The sequence below is a fragment of the Paenibacillus sepulcri genome, assembly GCF_042647105.1.
GTDB classification, from domain to species: domain Bacteria; phylum Bacillota; class Bacilli; order Paenibacillales; family Paenibacillaceae; genus Paenibacillus_Z; species Paenibacillus_Z sepulcri.
Genome location: NZ_JBHRUP010000001.1, coordinates 1,142,438 through 1,154,120, shown reverse-complemented (window position 1 = coordinate 1,154,120; position 11,683 = coordinate 1,142,438). Strand labels below are relative to the sequence as shown.

15 protein-coding genes are annotated in these 11,683 nt (G+C 49.8%); 14 read left to right on the top strand and 1 reads right to left on the bottom strand.

Translation table 11 applies throughout. From position 1 onward, the window contains the following. Positions 1 to 325: 325 nt before the first annotated feature. The 11 genes from ACFOLF_RS05220 to ACFOLF_RS05170 all read left to right on the top strand — a co-directional run bounded on the left by ACFOLF_RS05220 (position 326) and on the right by ACFOLF_RS05170 (position 8,609). The gene (locus tag ACFOLF_RS05220) at positions 326 to 919 is read left to right on the top strand and encodes an RNA polymerase sigma factor (RefSeq protein ID WP_210041386.1); all 594 of its coding nucleotides are present in this window, start codon (positions 326 to 328) and stop codon (positions 917 to 919) included. Then, positions 919 to 1,521, top strand: coding sequence for an anti-sigma factor family protein (locus ACFOLF_RS05215; protein ID WP_210041384.1), 603 nt, complete (start codon positions 919 to 921; stop codon positions 1,519 to 1,521). The genes ACFOLF_RS05220 and ACFOLF_RS05215 overlap by 1 nt, the downstream gene beginning before the upstream one ends. A 31-nt stretch (positions 1,522 to 1,552) precedes the next feature. Next, complete coding sequence (locus ACFOLF_RS05210; protein WP_210041382.1) at positions 1,553 to 2,149, top strand: histidine phosphatase family protein; 597 nt, start codon at positions 1,553 to 1,555, stop codon at positions 2,147 to 2,149. 142 nt (positions 2,150 to 2,291) lie between these two features. After that, positions 2,292 to 3,500 (top strand): hypothetical protein, encoded by a 1,209-nt coding sequence (locus tag ACFOLF_RS05205; RefSeq protein ID WP_210042257.1) that lies wholly within the window; start codon positions 2,292 to 2,294, stop codon positions 3,498 to 3,500. 283 nt (positions 3,501 to 3,783) lie between these two features. Next, positions 3,784 to 3,966 (top strand): IDEAL domain-containing protein, encoded by a 183-nt coding sequence (locus ACFOLF_RS05200; protein ID WP_210041380.1) that lies wholly within the window; start codon positions 3,784 to 3,786, stop codon positions 3,964 to 3,966. Between the two features lie 170 nt (positions 3,967 to 4,136). Then, on the top strand, positions 4,137 to 4,568 hold the full coding sequence (locus tag ACFOLF_RS05195) for a DUF2487 family protein (RefSeq protein ID WP_210041378.1): 432 nt from the start codon (positions 4,137 to 4,139) through the stop codon (positions 4,566 to 4,568). Between the two features lie 240 nt (positions 4,569 to 4,808). Continuing rightward, on the top strand, positions 4,809 to 5,342 hold the full coding sequence (locus tag ACFOLF_RS05190; RefSeq protein ID WP_210041377.1) for a ubiquinol-cytochrome c reductase iron-sulfur subunit: 534 nt from the start codon (positions 4,809 to 4,811) through the stop codon (positions 5,340 to 5,342). Positions 5,343 to 5,358: 16 nt separating this feature from the next. Further along, positions 5,359 to 6,030, top strand: coding sequence for a menaquinol-cytochrome c reductase cytochrome b subunit (qcrB, locus tag ACFOLF_RS05185; protein WP_090976689.1), 672 nt, complete (start codon positions 5,359 to 5,361; stop codon positions 6,028 to 6,030). Between the two features lie 22 nt (positions 6,031 to 6,052). Beyond that, positions 6,053 to 6,934, top strand: coding sequence for a c-type cytochrome (locus ACFOLF_RS05180; RefSeq protein WP_210041374.1), 882 nt, complete (start codon positions 6,053 to 6,055; stop codon positions 6,932 to 6,934). Positions 6,935 to 7,073: 139 nt separating this feature from the next. Beyond that, positions 7,074 to 7,658, top strand: coding sequence for a DUF1405 domain-containing protein (locus tag ACFOLF_RS05175; protein ID WP_210042255.1), 585 nt, complete (start codon positions 7,074 to 7,076; stop codon positions 7,656 to 7,658). Between the two features lie 42 nt (positions 7,659 to 7,700). Continuing rightward, on the top strand, positions 7,701 to 8,609 hold the full coding sequence (locus ACFOLF_RS05170) for a sporulation protein YpjB (RefSeq protein WP_210041372.1): 909 nt from the start codon (positions 7,701 to 7,703) through the stop codon (positions 8,607 to 8,609). Positions 8,610 to 8,680: 71 nt separating this feature from the next. Here ACFOLF_RS05170 and ACFOLF_RS05165 read toward each other — a convergent pair whose 3' ends face one another. After that, entirely contained in the window at positions 8,681 to 9,547 is an 867-nt protein-coding gene (locus ACFOLF_RS05165; RefSeq protein WP_210041370.1) for a YitT family protein, read from the bottom strand. Between the two features lie 230 nt (positions 9,548 to 9,777). Here ACFOLF_RS05165 and ACFOLF_RS05160 point away from each other — a divergent pair, with 230 nt between their 5' ends. Genes ACFOLF_RS05160 through dapB form a run of 3 tightly spaced genes read left to right on the top strand, consistent with a single transcriptional unit; the run spans position 9,778 to position 11,520 of the window. Further along, complete coding sequence (locus ACFOLF_RS05160; RefSeq protein WP_210041368.1) at positions 9,778 to 10,113, top strand: nucleotide pyrophosphohydrolase; 336 nt, start codon at positions 9,778 to 9,780, stop codon at positions 10,111 to 10,113. 53 nt (positions 10,114 to 10,166) lie between these two features. Beyond that, entirely contained in the window at positions 10,167 to 10,709 is a 543-nt protein-coding gene (locus tag ACFOLF_RS05155; protein WP_210041366.1) for a tetratricopeptide repeat protein, read from the top strand. 7 nt (positions 10,710 to 10,716) lie between these two features. Next, the gene (gene dapB / locus ACFOLF_RS05150; protein ID WP_210041365.1) at positions 10,717 to 11,520 is read left to right on the top strand and encodes a 4-hydroxy-tetrahydrodipicolinate reductase; all 804 of its coding nucleotides are present in this window, start codon (positions 10,717 to 10,719) and stop codon (positions 11,518 to 11,520) included. The last annotated feature ends 163 nt before the right edge of the window (positions 11,521 to 11,683 follow it).

Sequence of the window (11,683 nt, the reverse complement as noted above, 5' to 3'; positions counted from 1 at the left end):
TCTTTCAATATGGACCTCTATGTTACAATGAACGTATCGTCTGTAAAAATGTGGGATGATAAAACATGTCGAAAGAAGCAGGAATTTGGTCTCATTCCCCGAATTCTATTCGTTAAAATATAAAAAAGTATAAACTTTTGTCTATACTCTGCATATTTCCATGGCGAAGAAATTTGCCGTGCTGCCCCAAGGAAGGCGTCAGCCGTTTCTGCCTGCTATAAAAAAATTCATTATTTTGCCTTAGCCGCGCAACTTTTTCCTCCTGTTTCGGTACAATATTATACCGAAGCGGAGTACTCCTATGGCCAAGGAGGGTCGCCCGCGAATGACCGATTCCCAGTTAATACGCGAAATCAAAGACGGTAACGTACAGCTCTATTCGGAACTGATGCGGCGCTACCAACGTAAAATCCTTGCTTTCATCTATCACATGCTCAAGAGCGCAAAGCTTGAGCTTCTGGCTGAGGATCTATGCTCGGAATCCTTTTACAAAGCGTACCGCAGCCTGCATTCGTTCAGGGAAGTTGATGCTTCCTTTTCCACATGGCTGTACACCATTGCAAGAAATACGGTATTAAGCGAGCTGCGCAAGCAGAAGACGGGCAATGTGTCGCTTGATGAAATCGGCTTTATGCCCACAGCAGCTCTCGATACGGTGCCTGAGCATCGTTTGCTGCAAAATGAGCGGATGTCGATGGTAAGGGAAGCGATCAACAGTCTGCCCGAGAAACAACGCTCCGCGCTTATTCTGCGGGAATACGATCAACTGGATTACCAGGAGATTGCCAGTATCCTCGGACAGACGGTAAGCTCGGTCAAATCCTTATTGTTTCGTGCACGCAGCAGCGTTAAAGTACAGCTTGAACCGTATTTCGGCGATTCGCCATTGCTGGAGGAATACGAGGGGATGAAAACGTGATGAAGTGCCTCCAAGTTCAAGAGTCGCTTGGCATCTATTGGGATTTGCCCGAGAATGATAAAGAACGTATAATGGTAGATGAGCATCTTCTAACCTGTGAAGCATGCAGGGAGGATTTTCGCATATGGCAGGAAAGTGAAGAATTGATTCGTGATTTCTCCGACAATGAGGACGAAATGGCTCCCATTGATCATGTGAACCGCGATGTGATGGAACGGATTTACAGCGAGCAAAGCTGGCTGATGCCGATTCCTACCCGCAGCTATCAATTCACCCGGACATTCCGCCGAAACATGACAGCGGTCATTGCATGCTGTATGGCTATATTCGTTTGCGGTTTATTTTACCTTATGATTGGCTATGATGGTTCTTCTACTGCCGATGTTGCCAAAATGACAGGGATGCTGGATACAGCTGACGCATCCAACGACAGCTCGGTCATCAGCGCCGCTTTTTATGCGGATGTTCCAGTGGCCAGCATCAGTGATCCCATAATACTTAATGTTGTACCGACCATTCCGCAGTACTGGGTTGCTTTTTCCCTGCTTGGGATGATTATGACGCTGCTTATCCTGAACTGGTTTTCGCGAACGCGAAATTAAGTATATGTCCAACAAGAAAGAAGGGCTTTGATTGCGACTCGGACTTATCCGTCACGGCAAAACCGATTGGAACGCGCTTGGTAAAATCCAGGGTCAAACGGATACGCCGCTTAATGCGGAAGGGATCAGGCAGGCTCATGCCCTTGCGGCGAGACTTAGCGGTGAAGAGATACGCTGGGACGGGGTAGTAACAAGCGATCTGAGCCGTGCCCGGGAAACAGGACGGATTATAGCAGAGAAGCTTGGCATCCCGCTATTGCCGGCAGACGAGCGTCTGAGAGAGCGGTATTACGGCGCTATCGAGGGCACAACGGAATCAGAGCGTATGGAACGATGGGGCCCGGATTGGCGGAAAAGCGACAGCGGGCAGGAAACGGATGAAGAGCTTCGCATCCGCGCACTTTCTTTTGTTGAAGAGGCAGCGGAGAACAACTCCAAAGGCAATATTCTTGCTGTCACACACGGAAGTTTGCTGGCTCAATTAATGCAGGCGATGTGCAGTGATCTGGAGGATAAACCCATTGTGAATATGTCTTTTTCCATTATGGAGCGTTCGGATAAACAGTGGATACCATTGCTCCATAATTGCGCTATACATCTGGAACAGATCCATGCCGAACGTCATTAAGTCCCGACCATTATCTGCCTAAGCTGCTTGACCGTCCTGACGGTCGGGCGGCTTTTTTTTATGTTCCGAGGTTATAAAATCCGTTAAAGTTCCCATAATGGTAGTAAACCTGCAAGAGAAACCGGGAATGGGGGCGGACAAGTTGAAATTGGCGGATATGCTCAGTTACGCGGACATCGGTCAATTAAGCCGTATTGCGACTACCTACCGATGCGAGTGCAGCGGTAATTCAAAGAATGAGTTGATCCAGTCTATTTTATCAACGGTAAACCGCAGGGAAGTGTTTGAGACTCAAATCGGCTCAATGAAAATGGAAGATTTGCGTTTTATCAACTCGCTGCTCTTTGACTCCAGAGATTCGTTCAGCCTGGAAGAACTGATCGCACGTGTGCAGCAAAGCAAGTTCGGTCAGACTTCTGCTGAGCCAGCGGCTGTAACACCCAGTGTTCTGCCGCAGCCCACAGCCAAGGAAACGAAAAAACCTGCCAAGCGTTCGAAAAAGTCGCCAGTACCCGCTGTGGAAAGCGGGCCGCGCGAGACGATATCCCGATTCAAGCAGTATGGATGGCTGTTCAACGGCTATGAAGGCCCCAACCGGTATTTGTTTCAAGTTCCCAGCGATCTGAAGGAGCGTTTCAAGGAAACGCTGGGCAAACAGTTTCTTGCCCAAGCGGTCTATGTGGAGGAAGAACCTCACGCTTACCGGGATGAGCAGCTTATTTTGGGTGAAGATGTCATGCATTTCCTGGATTTTGTTTACCATAATGAAATCCCTCTGACTTCTGATAGTGTCATGTATAAGCGCAGCATGATGCAAATCATGGACCGCTTTGGCGTGAAGGAGGCATTTCCCGCAAGAGGCGAATGGCGTTTTGGTTATGGGCGGAGGATTAAAGATTACCCGAACCGGCTGTCCCTGATTTACGACTACTGTTACTATAACGGATGGTTATCCGAGGCTGATTCCCTGCTTACTTTGACATCTGCCGGGAAGGAGCGCCAGCTGAAGCGGATCCCCGAGCCGTCGGACAAGCTTTATGTGTTCTGGCTGCGTCTGTATAAAGGCGCTATTCCCAACATCAGGGCTATCGTACACTGGATTGACCAGCTGTCGCACAAATGGGTGAAGCTTGCCTCATTGCAAACGGTGCTGACCCCCTATATAAAACCTTTCTACTACGATCAACCGGAAACGATACTGGAACAGCGCTTGCTCGGGATGATGATGCATCTGGGGCTGCTCAGGATCGGAGATGATCCGGCAAGCGGGCAGGTTGTCCGCATGACACCGATTGGACGTTCCATCGTAGCGGGATTAAGCATCGAGAATGACGCTATTGTTTTGAACTGAAGAACCCTGACACAGACGGGCAAACGCACATTCGTTGCTCGTAAGGGCCAACGTCCTTAGCGACGCTGGCTGCCCTGAATATAGTAAAGTAAGAGCCGGTTCGCTCGTCGGTTAGTTTAGAAGAAAAGTTCAACCTATATGTCTTCACTTGAATCGCCTGCTTTAATCGTCGATAACCGGACAAAAAAGACGATTGCAACGTATGAGACACGGACGATGGAAGCCTTCATGGCGAAAGGAATGAATATAGGATCTCTTAGGCGCGGTGTTGGAGGTGTATCCTATGGACAAAATGAAAGTGACGTATGAAGCAATGCTGGGACTTGCTGCGGAAATGATGCTGGACGAGGTTGTGCTTAAGTTCCGCAAAGACCGGCTGTACCAGGCGATCGATGAGGCGCTTATCTCTGGAGACAGGGATACGTTCCAGCGTTTGACAGAAGAACTGAAACTGCTGCACGTATAAGTGGGCGATATACTGCTCCATACAGCCGATTTGGCCTGCACCGCCGGATGAAGATCCGAAAGCGGTTGCGGGCCATTTGTTTGTCCATCATTATGTGATAGGATAATAGGATAAGTTAAGCGAAGCGACATTATAAACAGAATGGAACAAAGAAAGGTGAATGAATTACGATGAAATTCAGCGATCTTACCCCTGAGCAATGGGCGGAGCTTCAGCCTTATCTGGATACGGCAATCCTGCCGGTAACCGGTCTTTCCGGCGCTGAGGCGCCGTATCAGGCTACGGCAGCGCTTGAGAAGCTGAGGGATGTGCTTGATCTGATCGAAAAGCCGTTCAAGGGCCGTACCGTTACATATCCAGCCTGCCATTATGGAGAATGGAACAAGGAAACCATTAGGCAAGTCGCCGGCGCATGTCTGAATTTAAAACGTTCGGCCGGATTTAAATATGTGATTGTCGCGGCTGCTTTTGCCGAACCCGCCTTCATGAAGGCGGAGGAAGCGGACCTGTTCATCGGATTGGATTTGTCGGGTGCTTTGCCAAGTTCAGAAGCTGTAAGCGAGTCGATTCGACATTTGTGGCTGGGCCAGACAACTTCATAAACTTTCATGTTTGCTTGCATAAGGTAGGGCATGATGGGGAAAAACAAATGCCAGACAAGGTCAATTGTGACAAAATGATAACAAATTTAAGAACGATTTTCGTACGATCTGCAATTTGCCCACCTCATTCTTGACGCTCCAAACCACCTAGGCTATTATAGGTAATGTCCTAGTTCGTAATACGTTTTGCCTTCTCCGGCAGAACACAAGATATGGCTCGCAAAGGGGGTAGAACAGTAGATGAGTAATCACGAACATCAAGAAACCGCACACCGTCCGGTAAAACGAAACGGAATGTCCCGGCGTCAATTTCTGTCGTATACGCTCGGAGGCGCAGGCGCATTCATGGGCGCAGGAATGATACTCCCGATGGTGCGGTTTGCGGTTGATCCGATTTTGCAGAAAAAAGAAACCGGTACCTTCGTTAAAGTAGTTGAAGCATCCAAAATAACCAATGAACCGCAGGAATTTAAATTCAAAATCCATCAGGTTGACGGCTGGTATATCAGTGACCCTGAATTGACCGCGTGGATTTCAAAAGATTCACAGGGTAAAATGTTTGCTTTGTCGCCAGTGTGTAAGCATCTGGGCTGTACGATCGGCTGGAACACGGAAAAAAACAATCAATATGTGTGTCCTTGCCATGGCGCCCACTATACACAGGAGGGCAAGAATCTCGTCGTTGCGCCAAAACCGCTTGATGAGTATGAATTGAAGGTTGAGAATGAATGGATCTATCTCGGCCCGGTTATGCCGAATACACGGTTCAAATAAGGAGGCGTAAGCTCAGATGTTAAAAGGTGTATACAACTGGATTGATGAACGTCTTGATATTACGCCGATGTGGAGGGACGTCGCCGACCATGAGGTGCCGGAGCACGTTAACCCTGCCCATCATTTCTCCGCATTCGTGTATTGCTTCGGCGGACTGACGTTTTTCATCACGGTTATCCAAATTTTGTCGGGTATGTTCCTCACGATGTATTTCGTGCCGGATATTATCAACGCATACAAAAGTGTTGACTATCTGCAGCATAAGGTCGCTTTTGGCGGTATTGTGCGGGGGATGCATCACTGGGGAGCGAGCCTTGTTATCGTTATGATGTTCCTGCATACGCTGCGGGTATTTTTTACAGGCTCATACAAGGCGCCTCGTGAAATGAACTGGGTTGTCGGCATGCTTATTTTCTTCATTATGCTGGGTCTCGGTTTCACAGGTTACCTGCTTCCTTGGGATAACAAAGCGTATTTTGCAACAAAGGTTGGTATCCAGATCGCTGAATCGGTACCTTACATAGGTACATATATTAAAGAACTGATGCAGGGCGGAGAAATTGTCGGTGCCGAAACGTTAACACGCTTTTTCGCCATCCATGTCTTTTTCTTACCAGGCGCATTGCTTGCGCTTCTCGCGGCTCACTTCTTTATGATCCGGAAGCAAGGTATTTCGGGACCACTATAAGTCGAAGGGAGGCAATTTGCGAATGGCACATGAAAAGAAAACTGGGGAAAAGGTCGTCTTCGTTGGCGATTCGCGTGTTCGACAGCGCGTTCGGACTCCGGCCGTACCACCTGACTATTCCGCCTATCCGGGGAAATCGGAAGCTTTCATTCCGAACTTCCTGCTTAAAGAATGGATGGTCGGGGTTGTTGTACTCGTGGGTTTCCTCGTCCTGACGATTGCGGAACCGGCACCGCTCGGTTATCCGGCAGATCCGACGAACGCGGCGTTTATTCCGATGCCGGACTGGTACTTCCTGTTCCTGTATCAATTTCTGAAGCTTCCTTACGTTTCCGGAGGGTATGTTGTACTGGGAACTGTAGGTGTACCTGGTGTCGCATTCGGGGCGCTGCTGCTTGCGCCGTTCCTCGATACCGGCAAAGAACGCCGTTTCTACAGACGTCCAATAACTTCGATCCTGATGATTTTATCGCTGATCTCGGTTTTTTATTTGACGAAAACATCCTGGGATCATTATCAGCATGAGCTGGCTCTGACCAATACGGTTCCTGAGCATATCGTTCGTGAAGAGAAAGCCCGCGAGGCTGCCTCCAAAGGCCAGGAGCCGGGACAGGCTGCGCAGGAAGCGGCAAGCATTCCGCTGGTGGACGCAGATGATCCGGCAGTAGAAATTACGAAGAAAGCTCAATGTATTACCTGCCATGGCGCAGATCTCAAAGGTAATGAAAGTTCCCAGGTACCATCGCTTCACGGCGTTGGCGACATACTGACCAAAGAAGAATTGGTTGATACGGTCACCAATGGTAAAGGCGGAGGAAAAATGCCTGCCTTCAAGGATACTTTGAGTGCGGAAGAAATCGATCAATTAACCACCTGGCTTGCGAAGCAGAAGAAACCTGAGTAATACAGCTTGCATGATAAACCTGATCGGAAGACTCGATCAGGTTTTTTTTGTAAATTAATCCGACCTCACCAATGAAAGGGTGGCTTTCTTGTCTTCTCTCTCTTTTTTCTGGAGCAGATCGTTTTTGACCAACCGGGTCATGCTGTGGCTGCTGTTTATCGTGAATGCGGCAGGAACGGTTTATGGCTATATATGGTACGGGAATCAAATCGAGTATACCATCGAGAATAATCCGCTCTGGCAGGTGGTTTTCGTGCCGGACAGTCCGACTGGAAGCCTGTTTTTTACGTTGGCGCTCTTATTTTTGCTTTTCCCCAAAGCAGGAGTTCCTTCTTCAGCTTTTATCGGACTGCGCTCCATCATCGAGGCGCTTGCGGTTCTGACTTCATTTAAATATGGAATATGGGCGGTTACGATGATTGCTGCCGGAGCCGCACAAGGTGATGCGCTCGTGTGGCAGGACTATATGCTTGTTGTTTCTCATCTGGGGATGGCGCTCGAAGGTCTATTGTTCGTAAGATTTATGATTTTCGGACGAACTGCCGCTGTGATTGCGCTCATGTGGATGCTATTGAACGATATTCTGGATTACAGCAGTGATATCTTCCCTTGGCTGCCAAACGTGCTCGAAGATGATCTGGATGCGATTCGCAATTTCACAATCGGATTATCGATCCTGACCTTGCTGGTGACGAACCTGACGCTCAAATTTCGCAAGGTCTAAAATTGGACAGCCCTCCATAAAGTAATAATGGAGGGGATGAGCGTGAAATTATCGTTGTCAGGGTTAATAGTCGGCATCGCGGCGATGCTCATGGTTGTTGGATGCAGCGATAAAGGGCCAAACCAGGTCCAGCATGTACAAGCTATGACCGGACTTGCCGGAAGTCTTCCCGCCTCGCTGGAATCTCTGGAGATGCTCTCGGAGGCGTTCTACACGGCTGCGAATAATGGCAACCGGCAGCTTTCCTATACGCTGCTGAGCAGGATCCGGCAGGCCGCAAAATCTTCGGAGATTCGTCAGCTGGGCAGTCAGACTGGTTGGAAATCATGGGATCAAAGTGTGAACAAGGTCATGGAAGACCTGACATATAACCGGACCAGCCCGGAATGGATAAATGAGGCTGCGAGAATGAAGCTTGCTGTTGATGTGTTGATCAATCCAACAGCTCCGCTTTGGCTGCAGTATGAGGATGTGCTGCAGGATGACCTGCGCCGGGTTCATCTTGCCTGGAAGTCGCAAGGCAACGATCATGCATTGGCAGCACTGCAGCAGCTTGAAACCTACAGCCGGCATATAGATAGAATCGAAATGGCTGCTCTGATGCAGCGGCCTGAATTATTGAATACGCATCTGCAGAGCAGTCTGGATTACATCCGGCATATGCTCGAAGCCAGCAGGCAGGCAAGCGGAGGCACTCCTGCTGTTTCCACAGCTCTTGCTTCGCTTGAAGAAGCGGCAAGCTCATTATTTGGCATCGATGAGGCGGAAGCAGCCATAAACCAGCATCTTCCGGTTATGCCTGACGATGTGGGAAGAGCTCCGGTTAGCGAGCAGCTGGCAGTGCTTTATATTTCGGCAATTGTAATGGGAATTTTGGCATTTGCCGGTTGGCGCAGATATGCTTTTGAACAAAAACACGGTACCGCCATTCCAGCTAAAAAGCGGCGCTGACCAAACCATCCGGCAGCAGGGCTGTCACGGACACCTTCTAAGATAAGGTATCCGTGACAGCCCTGTTTGCTTCATTTCTGCTGAAATCCTTCTCCGAGTACATCATGCACATCCGTTACAACGATAAATGCCAGCGGGTCCAGACTGTGTATGAGCGTTTTCAGCTGTCTTATCTCATGGCGGGCAACTACGCAGTAGACAACTTCCTTCTGATTCCCGGAAAATGCTCCTCTTGCTGGAAAAAGCGTCACTCCCCGATCCATTTCCTGCGTAATCAGTCTGGCCAGATGTTCACCATCCTCCGTGAAAATAGAGAAAGCTTTGGCTGCATAAGCCCCTTCCTGTATGAAATCAATCACCCGGGAACCGATAAAGACAGCAACCAGGGTATACAGCACCTTCTCCTTCGAGATATACAACAGGGAGGAGCCGATAATGGCCGCATCAAGAAATAAGATGATTTGTCCCATGCTCCAGCCCCTGTGCTTGGATGCAATCCGGGCAATGATATCGGCCCCGCCGGTTGTGGCGCCGAACCGGAATACAAGCCCGAGACCAAGTCCCAATGTTACTCCAGCGTAGAGCGCTGCAAGAATATAGTCGTTTGAAGTGCGGAAGGGGACGATCCAGCCGATGGCGATCAGCTTCTCGAGCAAAGCGAGAAAAAATGTCAGCGAGAGGGTCCCGAACAGAGAATACCCCAGCTGCGACCGTCCAAGGAAGCGCCAGCCTGCTGCAAATAAAGGAATGTTCAATACCAGGGTTGAGACCGACAAGGGCCAGTTGAAGGCATAATGAAGCAGTATCGCTATCCCGGTAACTCCGCCCTCCATCAACTCGTTGGGAAGGATAAAATAGTGAAGTCCAAAGGCATAAATGGCGGTGCCCAGCATAATAACCGGCAGCGTCCGCAGCAGCGTTGACGTACGGAGGGTCATCGACTAATGCTCCTTTCATATGTAATCATGCTTGCTTCACTAACCATATCGTATACTCTCCGCAAAGAGAAGGGGGTCCGCAGCTTCAATCCAAAGTTGTGTTAGAATGGCGGTCATCGAGCCTGTACTTGCTAGTATGGCTAATTTGGGAACAATCAAAAACGTTGTTTTCAATCCCGCTTTGCGATAACATATGGAGTGAACCATGAGGGGCGAAAGGAAAGATAGCGATGACGGAGAAAACACTTGCCGAAATGCAGCGCGAGGTTGACAGATACATTTCGCAATTCAAGGAAGGCTATTTCAGTCCACTATCGATGCTGGCCCGAATGAGCGAGGAAGTGGGGGAGCTTGCCCGCGAGGTTAATCATCGCTTTGGGGAGAAACCGAAAAAAGCGGATGAAGCCGACAACTCCATTGAGATGGAGCTTGGCGACGTTTTATTTATAGTCATATGCTTTGCAAACTCGCTTGGAATCGACCTTGCGGAGGCGCATGACCGTGTGCTGAACAAGTTTAATACGCGCGATGCTGACAGGTGGACACGAAAAAACGTCGAACCGTAAACAGATTCCGGACATATGCTGTACCATCACTCTATGTAAAGGAGGATGGGCGGATGGACGGAGCTGAAAGTATTAAAAAAGCATATGAAGCCATCCTCGGCGGTGACTTTGAGCTTGCGATCGCTCGCTTCGAAGAGGCGATTGCGCTGGAGCCAACCAATGCGGCGGCATACTACAGATGCTCGATAACCTGCGCACGAAGCGGCAAATGGCCCAAAGCGCTGCAATATGCCGAGGAAGCCGTCAAGCTTGCGCCGGAACTGGAAGAATATCGCTTCCATCTGCGCACGGTCCAGGCCAAGCAGCTTGTGAGCGACGCGGAGGAATTGCTTGCGCATACTCCTCAGGACACCGAATATGCCCTGAATATGCTGCTGGAGGCCTCGCGCCTCGATCCGCTTAATATGGAGGCGCTCCTGCTGCTGGGAGCCGCATATGTGTCACTCAATCGTTATGATGAAGCTCTCATATATGCGCGCGGGGCGCTGCGTCTTGATCCCGAGCATTCAGCCGCCAAGCGGCTGTTTGCCAATATAAAGCGGAACCGGCAGGCGCTGACTCGAGAACAGCGAAGAAAACGAAAAAGGAACAGGTGATGCAGCTATGACGCAGTTAATCAAAGTAGCCGTAACAGGCGCAAGCGGCCGTATGGGCAGGGAAGTTGTAAAAATGGTGCTTGAGGATGAGCAGCTTGCGTTGGTCGCTGCCGTCGCACCGTCCGCAGGTCCGGTCGATGCCGGAACCCTCGTGGGACTTGGGCCTTGCGGGGTAGTGGTCTCGGCGGATCTGGATACGGCATTGAGAGAATCCGCTGCCGATGTGCTGGTTGATTTCACGGTGCCGCATGCGGCTTATCATAATACGCGCACTGCTATCGAGTACGGCGTACGGCCGATCATTGGGACGACGGGCTTCACGCCGGAACAAATTGAAGAGCTGGATGGGCAATGCCAAAGCCGGGGGATAGGGGGACTCATTGCCCCGAATTTTTCGATTGGCGCCATACTGATGATGAAATTTGCCGCGCAGGCGTCCAAATATCTGCCTCATGTCGAAATTATTGAATACCATGGGGACCAGAAGCTCGACGCTCCATCAGGAACGGCGGTCAAAACAGCGGAGCTGATATCCGAGGTGCGCGAGGAGCTGCGCCAGGGCAACCCTCAGGAGAAAGAAAGTATTGAGGGCTCGCGCGGCGGCTACTACAACGGGTTCCGCATACATAGCGTACGCCTGCCAGGCATATTTGCACAGCAAGAGGTTATTTTTGGAGGGTTTGGCCAAACGCTCAAAATTCGTCATGATTCCTATGACAGAGCCGGTTATATGCCGGGCGTGAGTGTTGCGGTTAAGAAAGTCATGACCTATACGGGACTCATATATGGATTTGAGCACATTATGGATTAACAACAACCTTCTTTGGAATATCAGAAAGGTTAGGCTGTGCCTGTACAAATTCTGATATTACAGAGGGAAGAAACTTGCATCGCCCACCGCCGCCAAAGCTGGCGCAGAACCGTTGGTAGGACATATTGCTTGTCAACGGTCCTGCGCAATAGGCGAGAGCCGT